We start from the raw sequence: 24,286 nt of genomic DNA on the forward strand, positions 1-24,286 counted from the left end.
AGCAGCGGCTCCACACGCGCTCGGGCCCGCCCACGCCGGACGACTTCGACGAGCTGCTCTGCCGGCGCAGGAAGTCGCGCTTCTTCCTGGCCCACCCGCGCGCCATCGCCGCGTTCGGCCGCGAGTGCACCCGACGGGGCATCTATCCCATCGAGGTGGAGGTGCAGGGCCGCAAGGTCATGGCGTGGCGGGGCGTTCCCATCCTGCCGTGCGACAAGCTGCCCATCACCGAGGAGCGCACCACGTCCATCCTCGTGCTGCGCACCGGCGAGGCGGATCAGGGCGTCATCGGCCTGCACCACACGGGCCTGCCGGACGAGGTGGAGCCCGGCCTCTCCGTGCGCCGGATGGACGTGAGCGAGAAGGCCATCACGTCCTACCTGGTCAGCACGTACTTCTCCGCGGCCCTCCTGGTCCCCGACGCGCTCGGGGTCCTGGAGAACGTGTCGCTGGGAAGCTGAGTTGTCCTCGGGCCGAGCGCGGTCAGTCCTCCGCGCTCGGCCGCTGCACGCGCTCCGTCAACGCGCGGCGGTCCAGCTTGCCGTTCTGCGTGCGCGGCAGCTCCGACAGCACGCGCACCTCGTCGACAATCATGTAGCGGGGCAGGCGCTCCGCGCAGTGCTTCTTGAGCTGGAGCAGGGACGGAGGTCGCGGGCTGGGGCTCACCACGCACGCGACGAGCCGCGCCTCCAGTCCGCTGCCGCGCGCGACCACGCCCACCGCCTGGACGTCCGGGTGGGTGAGGAGCGCCGCTTCAATCTCTCCGGGCTCGATGCGCCGGCCGCGCACCTTGAGCATGCTGTCGCGCCGGCCGACGTACTCGAAGGCGCCGTCCGGGAGCTCGCGGCACAGGTCTCCCGTGGCGTAGGGACGGTCTCCCTGCGGTGGGTGGCCCCAGTAGCCCCGCATCACCGTGGGCCCCTCCACCATCAGCTCGCCCAGCTCCTCGCCCTCGGCGCGCGCCAGCCACACCCGGTCGCCGCAGCTCGCGAGGCCGATGGGGACGGGCTCGGTGCGCTCGGGGGCGATGTCCTTCACCTCGTGGAACGTGCACACGTTCGTCTCGGTGGGACCGTAGAGGTTGAAGCACCGTGCTTGTGGCAGGTGCTCTCTCAGCGGGCGCAAGTGCTTGATGGGGAAGGGTTCTCCCGCGAAGAGGACCGCGCGGAAGGGCAGGTCCGCGTGCTCCAGCAAGCCGCCCTCGCGCATCATCAAGATGAGGGCCGAGGGCACCGAGTACCAGACGGTGAAGCGCTCGCTCTGGACGAACTCCACCAGCTTCCGGGGCGCGAAGGCGAGCGCCTCGGGGATGAGCGTCACCGAGGCGCCGCCGAGGAACGCCGCGTAGAGGTCCAGGACGGACAGGTCGAAGTAGAAGGGCGCGTGGTTGCTGAAGCGATCCTCGGGCGTCGTCCCGAGAAGCGCGTGGCACCACTCGATGAAGGCCAGCGCGTTGCGGTGGCTGATGCACACGCCCTTGGGCGTGCCCGTGGAGCCCGACGTGTAGAGGATGTACGCGAGCGCGTCCTCCTCGAGCCCGTGAGGTGGCACCGGCTCCGCGGAGCGGGCGGAGAGCTGTCCCCACGCGAACCCCGGCCCGGTGTCATCCACGAGGAGCAGGCGCGGGGGCGCGCGGCCCTCGACGCTCAAGTCGCCCGCGCGCGAGGCGGACGTCACCACCACCTGGATGCCGCAGTCCTCCACGATGCGCAGGGTCCGCGAGGCGGGGCTGTGCGGATCCAACGGCACATACGCCGCACCGAGCCTCGCGATGCCCTGCATGGCCGCCACCGCGCGCGCGGACTTCTCCGTCCAGAGGCCCACCCGGTCGCCCCGCTGGACGCCCAGCTCGAGGAGGGCTCGGGCCACGCGGTTGGCGAGCGCGTCGAGCTGGCCATAGGTGAGCGTCTCGTCCGGACCCTTCACCGCGACGGACGTGGGGAACCGCGCGGCCGAGCGGCGCACGATGTCGTCGAGTCTCATAGGCCCAGGTTGCTCGCGATGATGTCCCGCTGGATTTCCGACGTGCCGGAGAACAGCGTGCTGGGAATGGTGTCTCGCAGCACCCGTTCGATCCCCGTCTCGGACACGTAACCCATGCCGCCGTGGATCTGGATGGCATCCAGGCCGCACTGCACCGCCGCCTCGCTGATGGCCAGCTTCGCCAGCGACACCTCCATCGCCGCGTCCTCGCCCCGGTCCATGCGCCAGCACGCGCGGTACAGCAGCAGGCGCGAGGCCTCCAGGCGCTGCTTCATGTCCGCGAGGCGGTGCGAAATGGCTTGGTTCTTGCCGATGGCGCGCTTGAACTGCTTGCGCTCGCGCGCGAAGTCCACCGTCTGTTCGAGCACGCGCTCCATGAGCCCGACGTAGCCGCCGAACAGGCACGCGCGCTCCCACTGCATGGAGCGCTTGAAGAGGGGCGCGCCCTGACCCTCCGCGCCGAGTCGCGCCGCCTCGGGGACCTGGCAATCCTCCAGGTAGATGGGCGCGATGGGCGAGGTGGACAGGCCCATCTTCTGGAACGGCTTGCCCACGGTGAGGCCCGGCGTGCCCTTGTCCACGAGGAAGGCGCTCAGGCCCATGTACCCGTGGGATGGGGCCGTGACGGCATAGACGAGGAACACGTCCGCGACGGGGCCATTGGTGACGTAGCTCTTCGTGCCATCCAGCACGTAGCCCGAGTCCGTGCGCCGCGCGCGCGTCTGGAGCGCGAAGACATCCGAGCCCGCCTCGGGCTCGGAGATGGCATTGGCGCCCACCCATTCCCCAGAACACAGACGCGGCAGGTAGCGTGCCTTTTGTATGTCGTTACCACCTTCGAGGATGGGTAATACGCACGCGAACAAGTGCGCCCCCACGGAGAACACGAGCCCTGTATCGGTGCAGCCGCGCCCCAGGGCCTCCATCAGCCGCGCCGTCGTCAGCGCATCCAGTCCCAGTCCTCCATAGCGCTCGGGGATGGGCAGCCCCAGGAAGCCGAACGCTCCGCAGTGGCGCCACTGCTCCAGGAAGAGCCCCGGTCCCGACCGCGGATCCGTCAGCCTCGCCTTCGCGAAGGCGAGGGCACGCTCATAGAGATCCGTCTGCTCGCGCGTCCAATCGAAGTCCATGCGCATCCGACCTGTCTGTGGATTGTTGGCCAGTCAGCAATTATCTTGCAGGAGAGATATGCGGTTATTTTTCAGCGCCAAGGCCGGAAAAACAGTGAATCCTTGACGTGATAAATGATGATGCATTAGAAGTCCACACCCATGCGGTGTGAGTCAATTGCGGTGGTCGGGATGGGATTCCGACTTCCTGGGGCGGATTCTCCTCGGACTCTCTGGAACAACCTATGTGACGGGTTGGATGTGACTGGTGATATCCCGCCAGAGCGCTGGGGCGTTGGTCTGTTTCAAGCCATGAATTCAGACGCCGCGGGTCGGATCCGCGGGCGGCGCGCGGGGCTGGTGTCAGACGTGGACGCCGTGGATGCCAATGCCTTTCGGCTCTCCAAGCGTGAGCTGCGGCAGATGGACCCGCAGCATCGGATCCTCTTCGAGTGCGCGTGGCACGCCCTGGAGGACGCGGGCCTGCCGCTGGAGGGCCTGCGCGGCAGTCGGACGGGCGTCTTCGTCGGCAGCAACTTCAACGACTTCCAGCGGATGCTGGCCCGCGACTGGGCGGCGCTGGATGGCTACTCCTTGTTGGGCACCACGCCCGCCTTCGCCGCCAACCGCATCTCCTACGCGTTCGACCTGCGAGGGCCGAGCACCTGCTCGAGCGTGGGGTGCGCCTCGTCCACCGTGGCGGTGCACGAGGCCTGCCGCAGCCTGCTCCTGGGCGAGGTGGAGCTGGCGCTCGCGGGCGGGGTGGAGCTGATGCTCTCGCCCGACAGCAGCATCATGCTGTCGCAGGCCGGTGTGTTGTCTTCCACTGGACAGTGCCGGACGTTGGATGCGGGCGCGGACGGCTACGTGCGCGGCGAGGGCGCGGGGATGATCGTCCTCAAGCGCCTGTCCCAGGTGGCGCCGGGGGAGCGCGTCTACGCGGTCATCCGCGGCGGCGCGGTGAACCACAACGGCCGCAACGAGTGGTTGATGGCCCCGAGCGTGGAGGCGCAGGCTGACGTCATCCGGCAGGCCTGTGAGCGGGGCGGGGTGGCGCCCGCCAGCCTCGACTATGTGGAGCTGCACGGCTCGTCCTTCCTCAAGGGGGACGCGGCCGAGGCGCTCGCCATCGGCCAGGTGCTGGGTGGCCAGCGCGCGGCACCGTGCCGGCTGGGCGCGGTGAGCAACAACCTGGGCTACCTGGGCGCGGCGGCGGGCATCGCCCAGCTCATCAAGGTCTGCCTGTCGCTCTGGCACCGGACGCTGCCGCCCACCATCCATGTGGACGCGCCCAACCCGCTCATCCCCTTCGAGGAGCTGGGCCTGAGCATCCAGACAGGACGCGAGGCCTGGCCTGTCCCGGCGCTGGGTGAGCCGCGACGCGCGGGTGTCGTGTCCACCTCCTTGGGCGGCGCCAATGCCTTTCTCGTGCTGGAGGAGGCCCCCGCGCGCCCACCCCAGACGTCTCCCGATGCTTCCGTCGAGGCCCACCTGCTGGTGTTCTCGGCGCAGTCGCCCGAGGGGTTGATCGCGCGTGCGCGACAGCTTCGTGACTTCCTCGTGGAGACGGACGAGGCCGAGGCGCGGCTCGTGGATGTTTGTTTTACCGCGGCCCTGAAACGCCAGCACCACCGCCACCGCGTGGCGATGGTGGGGAGCAGCCGTGCGGGATTGGTGTCGCGGCTCGAGGATTTCCTACTCAATCCCGCGCAGACGCGTTGGGTGGAGCAAGGCCAACCAACCTCACTGGTTGAGGCGTCAGAGACCTTTGTTGACTCGGGATATGTTTCGCGAGAAGTCTTTCTCGTGGGTGGTGGGGCCTGCGTGAGTCTTCCAATTCATCCCTTTCAGAGACAGCGTTTGTGGCCGGAATGGCTGACGCCCGAGGAGGTGTCTCGTGCGCCCGGCTCGGTCCGCGCCCCCGTGCCCGCCGCGGCGCCCGTGCCCGAGCGCCCGGGTGCCACGGACTACCGCGCGGGCACTCCCGCGGAGCGTGAGGCCCGGCTCGCGGACTTCCTGCGCGCGCAGCTCGCGGAGGTGCTGGAGCTGGAGGTGGCGTCGCTGGACACGCGCGCGCGGACCTTCTTCGAGCTGGGGCTCAACTCCCTGGGCGTCGCGCAGCTCAAGGCGCGCATCACCGGGGCGCTGGGCATCGCGATGTCGGCGACGGTCCTCTTCGAGCACCCCCGGTTGGACGCGTTGGCGTCGCGCCTGCGCGCGCTGATGGATGACACGCCGGCGGCTGTTCCCGAGGGCTCCCACGGCGAGGAGTGGGCGCTGGTGGAGCGCATCGCGGGGCTGTCCGAGGAGCAGGCGCGCGAACTGATTGCCCGGAAGCTGGCGGAACTCACCATCGAGGTCGGATGATGAATCGCAAGGACGGCGTGGGCTCGGAGCTGACTCCCCTCCAGCAGGCCCTGCTCACCATCGAGAAGCTCCAGCGCAAGCTGGTCGCGGTCACCTCGGGGAGCGAGGACGCCATCGCCATCATCGGCATGGGGTGTCGCTTCCCGGGCGGGGCCTCGGGGACGGCGCGCTTCCGCGAGCTGCTGTGGGGCGGGCGCGAGTCGGTGGTGGAGGTCCCGGCGGAGCGCCGCTCGCTGCAGGGCATTCATGATCCGGACCCCGCGGCTCCCGGCAAGTCCACGCTGCGCCGGGCGGCCTTCGTGGACGGGGTGGAGCGCTTCGACGCGGAGTTCTTCCGCATCTCGCGGCGCGAGGCGGAGGGGATGGATCCGCAGCAGCGCTTCTTCCTGGAGGTGTGCTGGGAGGCGCTGGAGGACGCGGGGCTGCCGCCGCACGCGCTGCGAGGAACGCGAACCGGCGTGTTCGCGGGCGTCCACGCTCGGGACTACGCCCTCATCGCGGAGGGCGGGTTGGAGAAGGTCGGCGCGCACTACTCGTCCGGAGTGGATGCCAGCTACGTCCCGGGTCGCCTGTCGTATCTGCTCGGGCTCGAGGGCCCGAGCCTGGCGGTGGACACCGCGTGCTCGTCGTCGCTCGTCGCCGTGCACCTGGCGTGTCAGAGCCTGCATGCGGGGGAGTCGACGGTCGCCATCGCGGGGGGCGTGAAGCTGCTGCTGGCCCCGCACCTCAGCGTGTTCCTCACCAAGGCGGGCGCGCTGTCTCCCTCGCAGCGGTGCCGCGCCTTCGACGCCGCGGCGGACGGCATGGTGCAGGGCGAGGGCTGCGGGGTCGTCATCCTCAAGCGCCTCCGGGACGCCGTGCGCGATGGGGACCGAGTGCTCGCCACGCTGCGCGCGACGGCGATGAACCACGATGGCGCGAGCGGGGGCCTCACGGTCCCGAACGTCCGCGCCCAGGAGTCGCTCTATCGCCTCGCGCTCCAGCGCGCCGGCATCGAGCCCGGCCAGGTGGACTACCTGGAGGCCCACGGTACGGGCACGCGGCTGGGTGACCCCATCGAGTTGGAGGGCGTGGCGCGGGTGTACGGGGCCGGGCGCGCTCCCGAGCACCCGCTGTGGATGGGGTCGCTCAAGCCGAACATCGGACACACGGAGGCCGCGGCGGGGATCGCCGGGCTCATCAAGGCGGTGTGCATCCTCCAGTCCGGGACGATTCCTCCGTCGCTCCACTTCGAGCACCCGACGCCGGAGTTCTCCTGGGAGGGCTCGGGGCTGGCCGTCGTCCGCGAGCACACGCCGCTTGCGCCTCAGGGCCGCGCGCACCGCGTCGCCGTCAGTTCCTTTGGCATGAGCGGCATGAACGCGCACGCCATCGTCGAGTCCTATCGCGAGGCACCCTCGGCGCACCTCGATGCGGGGCCCTACCTCCTGCCCTTGTCGGCGCGGAGCGAGGCGGGGCTTCGCGAGCTGGCGGGCACGTGGCTGCGCCAGCTCACCGAGGTGCCGGACGCGAACCTTCGTGACGCGTGCTTCACCGCCGGCGCGGGGCGCTCGCATCACGAGCATCGCATGGCGCTCGTGGCGCAGACGCCCGAGGCCCTGCGGGCCCTATTGCGCAGCGCGGCCGAGGGGCGCGGCGGCGCGGGCATCCACCGAGGTTCGCTCACGGGCGCGCCACCGAAGGGCGTGACGTTCATCTTCGGCGATGACGTCGAGCAGGTGGATGGGCTCGTGCGGGAGCTGCTTGCTCGGGACCCTTCCTCGATGCGGCAGCTCGAGGGGCTGGACGCCGCGTTCCGCCGGGTGGCGGGCTGGTCGGTCTCCGAGCACCTGGCGCGCGGAAGTCGCGGGCCCCAGGCCGCGGATGTCCGAGCGCGAGGCACGGGTGTCCTGCTGGCGTGCCAGCTCGCGCTGGTCGCGTGGTGGCGCGCGTGCGGCGTCGAACCGCTGGCCGTCGCGGGGCATGGCGCGGGCGGAATCGCCGCGGCGGTCGTCGCTGGGTTGCTCACGGAAGAAGAAGCGATCCGTCTGGCGCTGCGCCTGCCGGACCCCGAGCCCCTCCTGGCTCGCACCGCGCGCTGCCACTTCTTCTCCTTCGCGGAGGAGTCGTGGCTCTCCGAAGGCGCCATGCCGCCCTCGGGCAGGTGGGTGCGCGAGGCGGTGGCCTCCGAGTCGCCGGATTGGGACCTGGTGGCCGAGCATCTGGTGGCGCGTGACTTCGCCTCCGTCTTCCTGGAGGTGGCGTGTGGTGAAGCGCTCGCGGACGCGCTGGACGCCTCCGCGCGGCGACGCGGTCGCGAGGTGCTCGTCCTCAAGGGGGATCCGCGAGACGGCGGCGAGGTGCTCCAGGGCGTGCTGACTCGGGCCGCGCGCGTGTACTGCGCGGGGCTCACCTTGCGCTTCGACTACCTGTTCCCCGAGGCGCGCAAGGTCTCGGCTCCGACGTATCCCTGGCAGCGCGAGCGTTACTGGTGGGATGGCCAGCGCGAGGCGCCGCGCGTCGTGTCGTCTCCGACTCCAGACGTGTCCGCGCGTTGGGAGGGGCTGCTCTGGGACCTGGTGTGGCGTCCTCGGGAGGTTGCTCCTGAGTCGACGAAGCGGGGCGGGCGCTGGCTCGCCGTGACGGAGAACCTGGAGGCGGCGCGTCCGCTTCGCGAGGCCTGGGGGACGGAGCACGGCGAGCTGGTGGTGGCGTGCGCCGGGCCCACCTCCGCGCGTGCGACGCCGGGCGAGCACCGGGTCGACTTCGGTCAGGGCGCTTCCTTCGCGCGAATGCTGGATGAGGTGGTGGCCTCGGGCGAGCCACTGCGTGGCGTGCTCTTCCTGGCGAGTCAGGACCCACTGGAAGAGTCCGCACCCCGGGGCGCGGCGGCGCGGCGTCAGGCCGTGGCGTTCACTTTCCTGGTCCAGGCGATGGCGCGCACCGCGCTGCCGGGCGCTCCCCGGCTGGTGCTCGTCACCCGAGGCGCACAGGAGGAGGACGGCGCGACGGGGCCGCTGTCGCTCGCGGGCGCGTCGCTCTGGGGGCTGGCCCGTGTGCTCGCGCACGAGCACTCCGAGCTGCGGTGCAAGCGGGTGGACCTGGATGCGCGACCCGGCATGGAGGCGTTGCGCGCGCTCCCCGGGGAGCTGGCGATTCCAGCGGCGAGTGACGACGACGAAGTGAAGCTTCGCGGGGGGCAGCGATTCGTCTCCGCGCTCATTCCGGGACAGCGCGCCGTGGGCGCCACGGGCGCGTTCCGTCCGCGCGCGGATCGGACCTACGTCGTCACGGGGGGCCTGGGTGGCATTGGCCTGCGGCTGGCCCAGTGGTTGGTCGCGCAGGGCGCGCGTCACGTGTCGCTGTGGGGCCGCTCAGGCGAGAGCGCGCAGGCTCGCGAGGTGCTGGCATCGCTGCGCGCGACGGGGGCTCGCGTGGAGACGCGCCGGGTGGACGTGGGCCAGCGCGACGCCGTGGCGGAGGGGCTCGACGCGCTTCGGCGCGGAGGTCCTCCGTTGGGGGGCGTCTTCCATTGCGCGGGCGTGCTCGCGGACGCGTCGTTCCTGCAACTGGAGCCCGCTGCCTTCGACACGGTGATGGGGCCCAAGGTGGATGGCGCGTGGAACCTCCACACGCTCGTCACGGACGCCACCGTGGAGCAGTTCGTCCTCTTCTCCTCGACGGCGGGGTTGGTGGGCTCGCCCGGACAGGGCAACTACGCCGCCGCCAACGCCTTCCTCGATGCCCTGGCCCGCTTCCGCCGCGCGCGGGGGCTGCCGGCGGTCAGCCTCCAGTGGGGAAGCTGGGGCGAGGTCGGCATGGCCGCCACGGACGCACGGCGCGGCGAGCGACTCGCCGAGCGAGGCATGTCGCCGATGTCCGTGGACGAGGCGCTGGGCGTGATGGCCGTCACGCTCGCGGACGCTCCGGTCAACCGCGGCATCGCGCGCTTCGACCCGAAGCGCTGGGCGCACGCCCATCCCGCCATCGCGGGCAGCGCGCTGTTCCGCGAGCTGCTGCCCACGGCGGAGCAAGGCGCCGCGACGGGGACTCCGCGCAAGCTGCGCGAGGTGCTGCTGGCGCTGGAGCCAGACGCCCGCGCCCGCGCGCTGGAGGCCCGGCTCAAGGAGATGATCGCGGAGGTCAGCCGCGTGGCCCCCGAGCGGCTGTCGTCCACCGACTCGTTCGAGGCGCTGGGGTTCGACTCCATCATGGCCCTGGAGCTGCGGGACCTGGTGCTCGCCGAGCTGGACGTGGGGCTGCCGCTCAAGAGCTTCGTGGATGAGCACTCCATCGCGCAGGTGGTGGCGGAGCTGCTGGAGCGGCTCGCGGTGGCGCGGGTGCTGACCGCGGGGGCCTCGGAGCGCACGGATACCAAGCGGGTGCTGCTATGACTCTGGACGCGCTCCTTCAGGCGCTGGCGGCGCACGGCATCACCCTGGCCGTGGAGGGTGAGCGGCTCGCGGTCGACGCGCCCTCTGGCGAGATTCCCGCCGCGCTGCGCGAGCAGCTCGTGGCGAACAAGGCGGAGCTGCTGGCCCTGCTGTCCCGCCAGGGCCGCGCGCCCGAGGCCCCACCCGAGGTGGTGGCGCGTCCCGAGGAGCGGCACGAGCCGTTCCCGATGACCGAGCTGCAGCAGGCCTACAGCGTGGGCCGTCAGTCCGAGCTGGAGCTGAACGCGTCCATGCACGCGTACAACGAGCTGGACTGCCAGGCGCTGGACGTGGCGCGGTTCGAGGAGGCGTGGAACCAGGTCGTGGCGCGCCACGAGATGCTGCGCGCGGTGGAGGTGCCCGGCTTCCAGCAGCGCATCCTCCCCAGCGTTCCTCGCTACGCGCTCCCGGTCGAGGACTTGCGCGGGCGCGGCGCCGAGGAGACCGAGGCGCGCCTCGCCGCCATCCGCGAGCGTCTGTCTCAGCAGGTGCACTCGCTGGACACGTGGCCGTTGTTCGAGCTGCGGGTCTGCCTGCTCGACGATGACCGCGCACGGCTGTTCATGAGCATCGATGGCACGTTCATCGATGGGTACAGCTTCCAGATTCTCTACCGCGAGCTGGTGCACTTCTATCAACACCCCGAGGCGGTCCTCACGCTGCCGCCCCTCGCGCTGTCGTACCGCGACTACTCGCTCGCCGTGAATGGCGCGCGCGGGGCCCGCCATGCCCGCTCGCTGGCGTACTGGCGCGAGCGGCTGGCCCGGCTCCCTCCCGCGCCCGACCTGCCGATGGAGAAGGAGCCGCGCACGCTGCGGCGCCCGCGCTTCCGTCGCTGGTTCGCGCGCGTGGAGGCGGAGGAGTGGCAGCAGCTCAAGCAGCGGGCCCGAGCGCGTCGACTGACGGAGCCGGAGCTGCTGCTGGCGGCCTACGCGGAGGTCATCGCGCACTGGAGCCGCAGCCCGCGCTTCACCCTCAACGTCCCGCACTTCAACCGCCTGTCCATCCATCCGCAGGTCAACGACATCATCGGGACCTTCGCCAGCTTCACGCTCGTGGAGGTGGACCACCGCCCGGAGCGCACGTTCACCGAGCGCGCCCACGCCATCCGAGATGAGCTGCTGCTCGCGCTGGAGCACCGCGAGGTCAGCGGCGTGGAGCTGCTGCGCGAGCTGTTCCGGGCCCAGGGCCGCATCTCCGGCGCGCTCATGCCCGTGGTGATGACGAGCTTCGCGTCCCACTCCAAGAGCCGGGACTCGCACTGGGTGGACTTCCTGGCCGAGTCCTTCGGAGGGCTCGTCGAGGCGCTGACGCAGACGCCGCAGGTGTGGATCGACCTGCAGATCGTCTACCAGCGCGGCGGTGTCTTCCTGAACTGGGACGTGGCCGAGGAGCTGTTCCCGCCCGGGATGTTGGAGGACATGTTCAATGCCTTCCGCGCGCTCCTGCACCAGCTCGCGGAGGACGACGCGGCGTGGTCGCGCAAGGACCTGGAGGTCATCCCCTGGCGGCAGCGCGAGGTGCTGGCCCGCGTCAACGACAACGCGCTCCCCTTGAGCGGGGCGCTCTTGCACACGGGGTTCTTCCGCAACGCCGCCGAGAGGCCCAACGCGCCCGCGCTGGCGACCTCCGAGGGAACGCTTACCTATGGCGAGCTGAGCCGGCGCGCCAGCCGACTCGGGCGGGAGCTGCGCGAGCGGGGCGCGACGCCCAACCGCGTCGTCGCGGTGGTGATGGAGAAGGGCTGGGAGCAGATCGTCGCGGTGCTCGGCATCCTCAGCTCGGGCGCCGCGTACCTGCCCATTGACGCGGGGCTGCCGCCGGAGCGGCGCGCGTACATGATCCGCAATGGCGGCGCCGAGCTGGTGGTGACCCAGCCTCGCTTCGCCTCGCGGGAGTGGCCCGAGGGCTTGCAGGTCCTGGCGCTCACGCCCGACGCGTTCTCCGCGCACCGCGACACGCCGCTGGCGACCCTCCAGCGTCCCGAGGACCTCGCGCACATCCTCTACACGTCGGGCTCCACGGGGCAGCCCAACGGCGCGATGCTCACGCACGCGGGGATGGTCAACGCCATCGAGTGGACCCATCGCCGCTTCGGCGTGGGACCGGATGATCGGCTCATCGCCCTGAGCGCGCTCCACCACGACTTCTCCGTCTATGACGTCTTCGGCACCTTGAGCGCGGGTGGCCTCATCGTGCTGCCGGATGCGGCCCGACGCAGAGATCCCGCGCACTGGGTCGAGCTGATGGCCCGTCATGGCGTCACGGTGTGGAGCACCGTGCCCGCGATGATGGAGATGCTGCTGACGTACCTGGAGGGCGGCAACGTTCGCCTCGGGTGCCCGCTGCGGCTGGTGATGCTGGGCGGGGATTGGATCCCCGTGACGTTGCCCGCGCGACTGCGGGCTCGGTTCGGCGGCGTGAAGCTCGTCAGCGTGGGCGGGCCCACGGAGACGTCGCTGTGGAACATCACCCACCCGGTGGAGGAGGCGGACGAGCGCCGCCGCAGCATCCCCTACGGCAAGCCCATCGCGAACACGCGGTACTACGTGATGGACGAGCGGTTGGCGGAGCGACCGCTCTGGGTTCCAGGTGAGCTGTGCTGCGCGGGCATCGGCGTGGCGCTCGGCTACGTGGGCGCGGGCGCTGGGTCCGCGAAGTTCACCCTCCACCCGCGCACCGGTGAGCGCATCTACCGCACGGGCGACCTGGGACGGTATCTGCCCGATGGGACCATCGAGTTCCTCGGCCGCGTCGACTTCCAGCTCTCCATCCGTGGGCAGCGGATTGAACCGGGCGAGATTGAGGCGGCGCTCCACCGCGAGTCGAGCCTGCGCGCGGCCGTGGTCGGCGCGGTGGGAGAGCACCACGAGAAGCGCCTCGTCGCCTACGTCGTCCCAGCGGAGGGTCACAAGGACGTCGACACGCGGCGCATCCGCGAGTCCCTGGCGCGCTCGCTGCCCGAGCACATGGTGCCGGCGACCTTCGTGGTGCTGGACGAGCTGCCGCTGACTCGCAACGGGAAGGTGGACCGGCGTGGACTGCCACACCCGGACGCGGTCGCGCGCCCGCTGCGTGTCTCGGAGCCCGCGCCGGTGTCGCGGGTTGCCTCGGGCGAAGCGCGCGAGCTGACGGCGGGGTTGGCCAAGGCCGTGGGCGAAGTGTTGGGCGTGCCTCCCGTGCAGCCGGATCGGAACTTCTTCGAGCTGGGCGCCAACTCGGTGCACCTCATCCAGCTCCACTTGCGGCTCAAGGCGTCGCTGGGGGTCTCGGTTCCCGTCGTGGAGATCTTCGGCAACCCCACCGTCCGGGCGCTGGCCCGACACCTGGGGGCCTCGGGGGTGGAGGAGGGCGCCGCAGCTCCGAGCCTCGGCGCGTCGGTGCCCGCGGCCGGAGAGCGGGACATCGCCATCGTCGGCATGAGCTGCCGGTTGCCTGGGGCGCCTTCGCTGGAGGCGTTCTGGAACAACCTGGTGAACGGCATCGAGTCCGTTGCCGCGTTCAGCGATGACGAGCTGCGCGCCGCGGGCGTGAGCGCGGCGGCGTTCCGCGACCCTCGCTACGTCCGCGCCTCGGCGGTGCTGGAGGGGCATGACACCTTCGACGCCGACTTCTTCTCCCTGACGCCTCGCGAGGCGCGCGCGTTGGATCCGCAGCAGCGCGTCTTCCTGGAGTGCGCCTGGGAGGCGATGGAGCACGCGGGCCTGCTCCCCGGAAAGGGAGACGCTGTCGTCGGGGTCTACGCGGGCAAGAGCGTCAGCCACTACCGCTACCCGTACCCGGACCTGACGCGCCCGCTGAACTTCTTCCAGGACCTCATCTCGCAGGACAAGGACTTCCTGGCCACGCAGACGTCCTACAAGCTCGACCTGCGCGGCCCGAGCGTGAACGTGCAGACGGCGTGCTCGACGTCGCTCGTCGCCGTGTCGATGGCCTGCGACGCGCTGCTCAACGGGAGCTGCGATGTGGCGCTCGCGGGGGGCGTGGCCATCAAGGTCCCGCACGCGGTCGGCTACCTGTTCGAGGAGGGGAGCATCTTCTCGGGCGATGGCCACTGCCGGCCGTTCGATGCCCGAGCGAACGGAACCCTCCCGGGGAGTGGCGCGGGCGTCGTCGTGCTCAAGCGCCTCAGCGACGCGCGTGCTCACGGTGACACCGTCCTCGCGGTCATCAAGGGCACCGCCATCAACAACGATGGACACCGCAAGGTGGGCTTCATGGCGCCCGGTGTCGAGGGGCAGGCGGACGTCGTGCGCCGTGCCCATCAGCGGGCCGGTGTGGAGCCGCGCTCCATCTCCTACGTGGAGGCCCACGGCACGGGGACCGCGATCGGCGACCCCATCGAGGTCGCGGCGCTCACGCGTGCCTTCGCGGGCGAAGCGGGCTCACGCGCCTGCGGGCTCGGCTCGGTGAAGAGCAACATGGGACACCTCGACAGCGCGGCGGGCATCGCCGGGTTGATCAAGGTCGTGCTGTCGCTTCAGCACCGGACGTTGCCGCGCTCGCTCCACTTCGAGTCGCCCAACCCGAACATCGACTTCCAGAGCGGTCCCTTCTACGTCGTCGCCCAGAACCAGCCGTGGACCGCGACCGAGGGGCCGCTGCGCGCCGGGGTCAGCTCGTTCGGCATCGGAGGCACCAACGCGCACGTGGTGCTGGAAGAGGCCCCCGCGCCCGTGGCGGCCGTGGCCTCGGAGGCTCGGGCCGAGCGCTCGCGGCACATCCTGACGCTGTCCGCGCGCAGCGAGGCGGCGCTGCGTCAGCTCGCGGGGCGCTATCGCGAGCGGCTGGACTCCACGGAGGACGTGCTCGCGGACCTCTGCTTCTCCGCGAACACCGGACGGACGACCTTCGAGCATCGGCTCGCGGTGGTGGGGGTGGATCGCGCGCATCTGTCCACGCTGCTCAGCTCGGCGGAGCGTCAGGAGGAGCGACCTGGGCTGGTGCGTGGCGTGCCCGACCTCAAGCAGTCCGCGAAGGTCGCGTTCCTGTTCTCGGGGCAGGGCTCCCAATACGTTGGCGTCGCGCGCGAGCTGTATGCGACGCACCCTGGCTTCCGTCAGCGCCTCGATGCGTTCGATGCACTGCTGCGCGGAACGTGGACACGCTCGCTCCAGTCGGTGCTCTACCCCGCGCCGGGGGAGGACTCGGTCCTCGATCAGTTCGACCACGCGCAGCCCGCGCTCTTCGCGCTGGAGTACGCGCTGGGCGAGCTGTGGATGTCCTGGGGCGTGATGCCGGATGTCCTGCTCGGCCACAGCACCGGCGAGCTGGCGGCTGCGTGCCTCGCGGGCGTGATGAGCGTGGAGGACGGACTGAAGCTGGCGGTGCACCGCGGCAGGCTGATGCACCAGCTCCCCGAGGGTGGAAACCTCGCGGTGTCGGCGAGCGAGGCCCAGGTGCGTGAGGTCCTCGCTCAAGGAGGCTGGGCCATCGGTGTCGCGGCGCTCAACGGGCCCGACAACGTCGTGGTGTCGGGCCCTCCCGAGGAACTCGCCGCGGTGACGCAGGCGATGGAGGCGCGTGGCTTCAAGGTCCGGCGCCTGAACATCCCGCGCGCGGCCCACTCGGTGATGGTGGAGCGCATCCTGGAGGAGTTCCGCGCGGTCGCTCGGACGCTGACCTTCTCGCTGCCGAAGCTTCCGATGGTCTCGGGCATGACGGGAGCGCCCATCACCGAGGCCATCGCGACCCCTGACTACTGGTGCGCGCAGCTTCGCGAGCCCGTGCGCTTCGCGGACGGCGTGCAACGCCTCTACCAGGACGGCGCGCGTGTCTTCGTGGAGATCGGCCCCAAGGCCACGCTGCTCGGCATGGCGGCGCGGTGCGTGCCCGAGGGCGAGTGCGCCTTCTTGCCGAGCCTGAAGCCCGAGGACGGAGGTTGGCAGCAGCTCCTGGAGAGCGCCGCGGGACTGTTCGTCCGGGGCGTGCACGTGGACTGGGCCGCGCTCGATGCGGGCCCGTCGCGCCGCAAGGTCACGCTCCCCACGTATCCGTTCCAGCGGCAGCGCTTCTGGGAGGAGGGCGCGGGACTCCAGCGCCCCAACGGCGCGAGCACGTCCCGCGAGGAGCACCCGTTGCTCGGAGCGCGAGTGCCCCTGGCGCTGCTGGAGGGCGGGGCGCTCCTGTTCGAGACGACCCTGGGGCCCTCGGCGCACGCGTTCCTCGGACAGCACCGCGTGTTCGGGACGCCCACGTTGCCGGCCACCGCCTACGTCGAGATGGCGCTCGCGGCGGGCGCGCGCATGCTCGGAACCTCCGCGCTGCGCTTGTCGGACCTGGCGCTGCTGGCCGCGATGACCTTCCCCGCGGATGCCGAGCGCCGCGTGCAGGTCTCGGTGAGCGGTGCGGCGGGAGGTCGCGCATCGGTGCGCATCTTCAGCCGCTCCATCGCGAACCCGGATGAGGCGTGGCTCCTCCATGCCACCGCGACGCTTGCTCCCTGGAATGAGAGCGAGGAGACGCGTGGCGAGCCCGGACTCGACGCGGTGCTGGAGGGGCTGCGCGCCGCGCCGCTGCTCCAGGACTACTACCAGCGTGCATTGGAATCCGGCGTCGACTTCGGCCCCGAGTTCCGAGGCATCACCGAGCTGCGCCAGCAGGGCGAGCAGGTCCTCGCCCGCATCGAGAAGCCCGCCACGCTCGGGGGTACGGGCGCCTATCTCGCGCATCCGGCCTTGCTGGATGCCTGCCTTCAGGTCGTGGGCGGGGCCTATCCCGAGCTGGCGGAGTCCGAGGTCTACGTGCCCATGCGCATCGAGAGCCTCGTGTTGTCCGGAGGACTCGAGGCCGGTGTGTGGAGCCACGCGGTGGTGCGGCCTCTGGATGAGGGGCGGCAGCGGCTGCGCGCGGACGTCAGCGTCTTCACCAGCGAAGGACGGCGGTGCGCGCGCGTGGAGGGGTTGGAGCTCCAGCGCACGACTCATGAGGCGCTGGGACTCGCCGCGGGTTCGGAGCTGGATCCGCTCCTCTACGAGCGCGTCTGGGAGCCCGCCGCGCTGGGCGAGGTGGGGCCGGGGGCGCGAGGAGCGGAGGAGGGGGCTTGCCTCATCCTCGCGGATGACGCGGGCGTGGGTGAGCGGCTGGCGCGGACCTTGAGCGAGGCGGGGCGTCCTTGCTTCGTGGCGACGCGCGGACTGGCGTTCCGCAAGCTCGGAGCGCGGCGCTTCGAGCTGCCGGAGGACCCGGACGCGCTGCCCGCGGCGCTGCGTGAGGCGGAGCTGCCGACGGGACTCGCGGACGTCGTCGTGCTGTGGGGCCTCGATGGCGCGACCACGGACTCCCTCATGGACGCTCGCCTGGAGGATGCCACGCGGCGAGGCTGCGGAAGCGCCTTGGGCGTGCTGCGCTACCTCATCGAGCGAGGCCACTCGGAGGCGGTGTGGTTGATCACACGGGGCGCGCAGTCCGTGTCGCCCGGAGATGCGGTGCCGGGCCTCGCGCAGGCGCCGCTCTGGGGCATGGCGCGCCCGCTCGCCATCGAGTCGTCCGAGATGGATTGCCGGTGCGTCGACCTGGATCCACGCGCCGACCTCGACGCGCAGGTCGATGCGCTGCTTCGAGAGTTGGGCGCGCGCCGCGAGGCGACCGACAACCAGGTGGCCTACCGCGGTGTCCGTCACGTCGCGCGGCTGCGGAGGACGGAGGCCCGTGCGCTGCTTGCCTCGCGCGTCGAGCGTTCCGAGCTGTTCCGCGCGGACCGCAGCTACCTCATCGCGGGTGGGCTCGGGCGACTGGGCCTGCTGACCGCGGAGCTGCTCGCACGGCGGGGCGCGCGCACCTTGGTCCTGACCGGCCGAGCCGAGGCAACCCCGAGCGCGGCCGAGCGACTGGAGCGCTTGCGTCGGCAAGGCGTCCGGGTCGAAGTGCGGCAGGTCGATATCGCGGACGCGACGGCGCTGGGGGCATTGCTGGAGGAAGTGGCCCGCGAACTCGCGCCGCTGGGCGGCGTGTTCCACTCGGCCGGCGCGCTCGACGACGGCGTGCTGCGACAGCAGCGCTGGGCGCGCTTCGAGTCGGTGCTGCGGCCCAAGGTCCGTGGTGCATGGAACCTGCACCGACTGACGGCCCACCTGCCGCTGGAGCACTTCGTCCTCTTCTCGTCGGTGGCGTCGCTGGTGGGCTCAGCGGGGCAGACGAACCACTGCGCCGCGACGGCCTTCGAGGACGCGCTGGCGCATCACCGCCGCGCCGAGGGACTGCCGGGGCTCAGCATCAACTGGGGCGTGTGGGCTGGCGACGCCGGGGCCCGCGTGGCCGTGAGCGAACAGGCGCGCACGCCGGGCCTGGATGCACTGCCGGCGCGGCAGGGGCTCCGCGCGCTGGAGCTGTTGCTCACCACGCGCGCCACGCAGGTGGGCGTGGCGGCCATCGACTGGGCGGTGTTCGGCGGAGGGCGCTCGTCACCGTATGACCAGGCGCTGCGCGAGCGAGCGCGCGGGCAGGTGGGCGCGCGCGCGACGTTCGTGGAGACCTTGGCGAGGGCGCCGGTCGCCCAGCGTCGCCGCCTCTTGATGGAGTACCTGCGCGAGCAGGTGGCTTGGATGCGCGGCCTGGGCTCGGGCGAGTCCATCGACCCACGGCAAGGATTCCAAGAGATGGGCATCGACTCGTTGGCCGCGTTGCAGCTCAAGAACCGGCTCCAAGCGGGCTTCGGCGTCACGCTGCCTGCCACCCTCGTCTTCAACTACCCGACGACGGAGAAGCTCGCGGCGCGGCTCGCGGAGGACTGCATCCCGCTGGAGTTCGAAGTGGAAGCGGAGCCCGGGCCCGTGGCGCGCGAAGCGAGCGCGCCCGCGCTGGAGGGGCTGACCGAAGCGAACCTCGCGAACCTGCTCTCCGAGCAGCTCTCGAAGATGAACTAGGCCCGTCATGTCCGCGCACCCGAGCGATACCGGCTACGGCGACCTGATGAAGCGCGCGCTCCTGAAGCTCCAGGAGGCGCAGTCGCGCCTGGATGCCCATGAGCGTGCGAAGCACGAGCCCATCGCCATCATTGGGATGGGGTGCCGCTTCCCCGGCGGCGTGACGACGCCCGAGCAGTACTGGCGACTGCTGAGCGAAGGGCGGGACGCCATCACGGAGGTCCCCGCCACGCGATGGGACGTGGACAGCTTCCATCACCCGGACCCGGACGCGCCGGGCCGCGTCTCCAGCCGCTTCGGCGGGTTCCTGGACCGCATCGATCAGTTCGAGCCGCGCTTCTTCGGCATCTCTCCGCGTGAGGCGGCGCGGATGGATCCGCAGCACCGGCTCTTGCTCGAGTGCACCTGGGAGGCGCTGGAGTCCTCTGGCCGGAATCCCACGTCCCTGCAGGGCACGCGCACCGGCGTGTTCATCGGGATGATGGGGCAGGACTACACGCAGATCGCCACGCAGTCCCCCGAGCTCATCGATGCCCACACGGGAGCGGGCAATGGCGCGAGCGTCGCGTCGGGACGGCTCTCGTACACGTTCGGGCTCCAGGGCCCCAGCCTCACGGTCGACACGGCGTGCTCGTCGTCTCTCGTCGCCGTCCACCTCGCGCTGCGCAGCCTGCGCCAGCAAGAGGTGGACTTCGCGGTGGCGGGCGGCGTGAACCTCGTGCTGTCGCCGGTGGCGTCGTTGATTGAATCGCGCGCGCACATGCTGTCGCCGGATGGGCGCTGCAAGGCGTTCGATGCGTCGGCCAACGGGATTGGCCGGGGCGAGGGCTGCGGCGTCATCGTGCTGCGGCGCCTGTCGGATGCGATTGCGCACGGTGACCCCATCGTCGCGGTGCTGCGCGGCTCGGCCGTCAACCAGGATGGCCGGACCAGCGGGCTCACCGTCCCCAACGGGCTCGCGCAGCGACAGGTCATCCAGGACGCGCTGAAGGACGCCCGCGTGGATGCCTCGCAGGTGGGCTACGTGGAGGCGCACGGAACGGGGACGGCGCTGGGGGATCCCATCGAGCTGGAGGCCCTGGCCGCTGCCTACGGAGACAAGGCCGCGCGAAGCCAGCCGCTGGTGGTGGGCTCGGTGAAGACGAACCTCGGCCACCTGGAGGGCGCGGCGGGCATCGCTGGGCTCATCAAGTCCGCGCTGTGTCTGTCGCGCGAGCGGATTCCCGCGCACCTCCACCTGCGCAATCCCTCGCCGCACGTGGACTGGAATCGCCTCTTCATCGAGGTGCCCACCACGCCGCGAGACTGGCAGGCCGGCGAGCCTCGCTTCGCCGCGGTCAGCTCCTTCGGGTTCTCCGGCACGAACGCCCACCTCATCCTGGAGTCCGCGCCGAGGCCCGCGCAGTCCGCCGTGCACGAAGAGCGGCCCTGGCATCTGCTGGGTCTGTCGGCGCGCACGGTGGGGAGCCTGCGGACGCTCTCCGGTGACGTGGCGAACGTGCTGGGCGCGGAGCACCTGGGCACGCTCGCGGAGGTGTGCCACGCGGCCAATGTGGGCCGCACGTCGCTGGAGGAGCGCGCGGCCTTCATCGCGCCCACGACCGCGTCCATGGCCGAGGCGCTGCGCGGCTTCCAGCAAGGACTGGCCACGGAGCCCGGTGCCTGGGTCCAGGGACGCAAGGGCCTGGAGGTACCGCGCCTCGCGTTCCTCTTCTCCGGGCAGGGCGCGCAGTACGTGGGCATGGGGCGCGAGCTGTTCGCCACGCATCCTGACTTCCGGAGCGACCTCCTCCGGTACGAGGCCATCCTGCGGCCTCACCTGGAGCGTCCACTCACGCAGGTGCTCTTCGAGGCGCGCGACGGAGCCCTGGACGAGACGCGCTTCACCCAGCCCGCGCTCGTCGCGCTGGAGCTGGCGCTGGCGCGACTGCTCCAGTCGTGGGGGCTTCAGCCGGACGCGCTCCTCGGGCACAGCGTGGGCGAGTACGCGGCGGCGCTGTTCTCGGGCGTGATGGAGCCCGAGGAAGGCCTGCCGCTCGTGGCCGAGCGCGCGCGGCTCATGCAGGCCCTGCCCGAGCGCGGGACGATGCTCGCCGTCCTCGCGGACGAGGCGCGCGTGGCCCCGTTGCTCAGCGCCTATCCCCGCGTGTCCCGCGCGGCGCTCAATGGCCCGCGCAACACGGTGCTGTCCGGAGATGCGGCCTCGCTCGATGCCCTGTCGCGGACGCTGGCCGCGGAGGGAGTCGAGTGCCGACGGCTGAAGGTCTCTCACGCCTTCCACTCGCCCCTGATGGAGCCGATGGTCGCGGACTTCGAGCGCGCGGCGGGGCGCGTGGCCATGCGGACATCACGCATTCCGCTCATCTCGAACCTCGACGGAGAGGAGGGCGGCGAGGCGATGGCGCGTCCAGGCTACTGGGCGCGGCATGTGCTCGCGCCGGTGCGGTACGCGGCGGGCATCCAGACGCTCGTGCGGCGCGGGGTGCGTGCCTTCCTCGAGGTGGGGCCCAAGCCTGTCCTCGTGGGGCTGGCGCGCGAGGGCCGCGTGCCCGAGGACGCCGTGTGGCTGGAGACGCTTCATCCCCGCCGAGGGGACTGGCAGGGGCTGCTGCGCTCCCTCGCGGAGCTGTACGTCCGAGGCGTCGAAGTGGACTGGACCCGCTTCGATGGTGCTCCGACGCGGCGGCGCGTGTCGTTGCCTACCTATCCGTTCGAGCGACAGCGTCACTGGCTGGAGGTGCCCGCGCCGTGGGCGCGTCAGGCGCCTCGTTCATCCGCGCATCCTTTGCTCGGGGCGCGATGGGACTCGATGGCGCTGCGCGAGGGCACCACGGTCTTCGCGGGTGAGCTGCGGGCCAGCTCGCTTCCGTTCCTGAGTGAGCACCGCGTGCATGGCAAGGCAGTGGTCCCCGCCACGGCCTTCGTGGAGATGGTGGCCTCGGCGGCGGCGCGGGTGCTCGGCTCGGAGTCGCTCACGCTGGAGGAGTTCACGCTGCATCAGGCGCTCGTGCTCTCGGAGCAGCGGGCCACGCGAGTGCAGACGCTCGTGGAGCAACGCGGCGATGCGGGCTGGACCTGCACCCTGGTGAGCAAGGAGGACGAGAGCGCCGAGGACGGGCCGCGCGCTTCAGCGGGCTGGCGCACGCATGTCACGTGTCGTCTCTCGGTGCTCGACGCCCCCAGGCCCCGGGGCGACCGGAATGCGTGGAAGCGGAGCTGCCCGGAGCAGGTCTCGGTGGAGGACTTCACCGCCGCGATTCGCGAGCGCGGGCTCGACTATGGCCCGTCGCTGCGGCTCCTCGAGTCGCTGCATCGCGGGAGGCACGCCGCGTTCTCCGTCAGCCAGGTGGAGGCCGGGCCAGACACCTTCCGCGCGCATCCGGCCCTGCTCGATGCGTGCTTGAGGACGGCCGCCGCCGTCACGCCGCTCGCGCCCGAGGACCCGTTGCTGTTGCCCGTCGCGCTCCAGCGGATCGACCTGTACGAGCCGCTGCCCGCGCGCGTCTGGACCCACGCCACGCAGCGCTCGTCACTGGGCGCGGCGGGTCTCCCCGTGACGGACCTCACGGTGTGCGGGGAGGACGGCGCGGTGGTGGCCACGCTCACGGGCCTCACCGTCCGCAAGGCGGATCGCGACGCGCTCTTGCGGGGGCTGGATGGAGAGCTGCCGGACTGCGTCTATCGCACCGCATGGAGTCCGGCACAGGCCGTCACGCCGCCGAGGCTCGCGGGACAGCACTGGGTGCTGTTCGCGGACGCGGGTGGGGCAGGGGCGCTCCTCGCGAGTCAGCTCACCGCGCGAGGCGCCCGCGTCACGCAGGTGCGCCGAGGCGCGGAGCCGAGCCGCGCGGCGGAGCGCCTGTCGGTGGATGCAGCCTCGCCCGAGTCCATCGCGGCGCTCCTGACGCGTTGGGCGGACGCGCCGCCCCAGGTCTGCCTCTACCTGTGGGATGTCGATGCGCCGCGCGATGCCGAGCCCCGGCTGGATGCGCTCGATGCGCCGCTGCTGCTGGTCCAGGGAATGCTGCGCGCGACGTGGCGCACCGCGCCTCGCTTCGTGGTCGTCACGCGGGGGACGCAGCGACTCGGCCTGGAGCCCGTGGCGCCGAACGTCGCGCAGGCTCCGCTGTGGGGCTTCGCCCAAGCGATTGCGACCGAGGCTCCGGAGCTGAAGTGCCTTCGCGTGGACCTCCCCGCCGAGCCGGTCGAGGAGGACTTCGACCTGTTGTTGCGCGCCTGTGCGCTGCCCGACTCCGAGGCGCAGGCCGTGGTGCGCGAGCGACGCCTGCACACGGCGCGACTGGAGCGGATCCGCCCGCGCTCGGCGCCGAGTCGCGACGTGGCGGTGCTGCCCGATGCGACCTACCTCATCGCGGGTGGGCTCGGCGGACTGGGGCTGCACCTCGCCGGATGGCTGGCGCACAAGGGCGCACGCCACGTGGTCCTGCTCGGTCGGCATGCCCCCACCGAGGAGGCGAGTGCTCGGATTGCCTCTCTGCGCGAGCAGGGCGTCGACGTCCGCGTGGCACTCGCGGACATCGCGGTGCGAACGGACGTGGCGACGGTGCTGGAGGGACTGCGCTCCGGGCCTCCCTTGCGCGGCGTCATCCACGCGGCGGGCGTGCTGCGCGATGGCACCCTGGGCTCGCAGTCACCCGCGCGCTTCCATGAGGTGCTGGCGCCCAAGGTGCTCGGTGCGTGGAACCTGCACGTGCTCACGCGGGAGGACGCGCTGGACTTCTTCGTCGGCTTCTCGTCCGTCGCATCGCTCATCGGGACGCCGGGACAGTCCAACTATGTCGCGGCCAATGCGTTCCTGGATGGGCTCGCGCATCTGCGGCACGCGCTGGACCTGCCCGCGCTGACGCTCAACTGGGGCTCCTGGGGCGAGGCGGGCATGGCCGCGCGGTTGAGGTCGGCGGACGCGCCACCTCCTGGGGCGCTGGGCTTGGGTGCGCTCAGCGTCGAGCAGGGCCTGGCGTTCCTGGATCGACTGCTGGCTCGGGCGCATGTGCAGGTGGGCGTGTTCCCGGTCGACTGGGCACGGCTGGCCGAGCAGCTCCCAGGGCTCGCGCGCCAAGCGCTCGTGCAGGGACTGCTGGAGCTTCCCGCGGGGAGTCGGAGACAGGCGCCCGCGTTCCGCGCGCGCTGGGAGAGCGCACCTCCCGCGCGGAGGTTGGAGCTGCTGCGTCAGCACGTGGCGGGGCAAGTGGCGGCGACGCTCGGGCTGGCGGAGGCGGACGCGCCCACGGGCAGCGAGCGGCTGTTCGACCTGGGCTTCGACTCGCTGCTCGCCGTCGAACTCAAGAACCGCCTCGCGACCAGCTTGGGCCGGAGCCTTCGCACGACGCTCGTCTTCGACTTCCCCACGGTGAGCGGACTGGTGGCGCACCTCGGAGAAGAGCTGGGGCTGGGAGACGCCGCGCCGAGCCCCGAGCCCACGGGGCGCCCGGTCCAGGACGTCATGGCGGAGGAGATTCAAGGGCTGTCCGAGCAGGAGCTGACGGCCCTCATCGATCAGGAATTGGAGAGCGCGCTTACGCGCTGAGGA

General features: G+C 71.4%; 7 protein-coding genes. 5 read left to right on the top strand and 2 right to left on the bottom strand.

Going from position 1 to position 24,286, the window contains the following annotated elements; translation table 11 throughout:
- The coding region (locus JGU66_31285; protein ID MBJ6765271.1) for a Crp/Fnr family transcriptional regulator at positions 1-461 on the top strand (461 nt) is incomplete at its 5' end.
- Positions 462-483: 22 nt separating this feature from the next.
- Here the strand turns inward: JGU66_31285 and JGU66_31290 are convergent.
- The gene (locus JGU66_31290; GenBank protein MBJ6765272.1) at positions 484-1,983 is read right to left on the bottom strand and encodes an amino acid adenylation domain-containing protein; all 1,500 of its coding nucleotides are present in this window, start codon (positions 1,981-1,983) and stop codon (positions 484-486) included.
- Complete coding sequence (locus JGU66_31295) at positions 1,980-3,113, bottom strand: acyl-CoA dehydrogenase family protein (GenBank protein MBJ6765273.1); 1,134 nt, start codon at positions 3,111-3,113, stop codon at positions 1,980-1,982. Before JGU66_31295 ends, JGU66_31290 begins: the two co-directional genes overlap by 4 nt.
- Before the next feature lie 141 nt (positions 3,114-3,254).
- Between JGU66_31295 and JGU66_31300 the strand changes: the two genes are divergently transcribed.
- Genes JGU66_31300 through JGU66_31315 form a run of 4 tightly spaced genes read left to right on the top strand, consistent with a single transcriptional unit; the run spans position 3,255 to position 24,283 of the window.
- A complete protein-coding gene (locus JGU66_31300; protein ID MBJ6765274.1) occupies positions 3,255-5,459 on the top strand; it encodes a polyketide synthase in 2,205 nt (734 codons plus the stop codon).
- A complete protein-coding gene (locus JGU66_31305) occupies positions 5,459-9,832 on the top strand; it encodes an SDR family NAD(P)-dependent oxidoreductase (protein ID MBJ6765275.1) in 4,374 nt (1,457 codons plus the stop codon). Before JGU66_31300 ends, JGU66_31305 begins: the two co-directional genes overlap by 1 nt.
- Complete coding sequence (locus JGU66_31310; GenBank protein MBJ6765276.1) at positions 9,829-18,735, top strand: amino acid adenylation domain-containing protein; 8,907 nt, start codon at positions 9,829-9,831, stop codon at positions 18,733-18,735. The genes JGU66_31305 and JGU66_31310 overlap by 4 nt, the downstream gene beginning before the upstream one ends.
- 7 nt (positions 18,736-18,742) lie before the next feature.
- Positions 18,743-24,283: a type I polyketide synthase gene (locus JGU66_31315; protein ID MBJ6765277.1), complete on the top strand. Its 5,541-nt coding sequence runs from the start codon at positions 18,743-18,745 to the stop codon at positions 24,281-24,283.
- Positions 24,284-24,286: the final 3 nt, after the last annotated feature.

It is taken from the genome of Myxococcaceae bacterium JPH2 (assembly GCA_016458225.1).
GTDB lineage: Bacteria > Myxococcota > Myxococcia > Myxococcales > Myxococcaceae > Citreicoccus.

Bases quoted from the DNA above. Each gene is read 5' to 3' on its own strand.
- JGU66_31290 (MBJ6765272.1), bottom strand. From the start codon at position 1,983: ATGAGACTCGACGACATCGTGCGCCGCTCGGCCGCGCGGTTCCCCACG.
- JGU66_31295 (MBJ6765273.1), bottom strand. From the start codon at position 3,113: ATGGACTTCGATTGGACGCGCGAGCAGACGGATCTCTATGAGCGTGCC.
- JGU66_31300 (MBJ6765274.1), top strand. From the start codon at position 3,255: ATGCGGTGTGAGTCAATTGCGGTGGTCGGGATGGGATTCCGACTTCCT.
- JGU66_31305 (MBJ6765275.1), top strand. From the start codon at position 5,459: ATGAATCGCAAGGACGGCGTGGGCTCGGAGCTGACTCCCCTCCAGCAG.
- JGU66_31310 (MBJ6765276.1), top strand. From the start codon at position 9,829: ATGACTCTGGACGCGCTCCTTCAGGCGCTGGCGGCGCACGGCATCACC.
- JGU66_31315 (MBJ6765277.1), top strand. From the start codon at position 18,743: ATGTCCGCGCACCCGAGCGATACCGGCTACGGCGACCTGATGAAGCGC.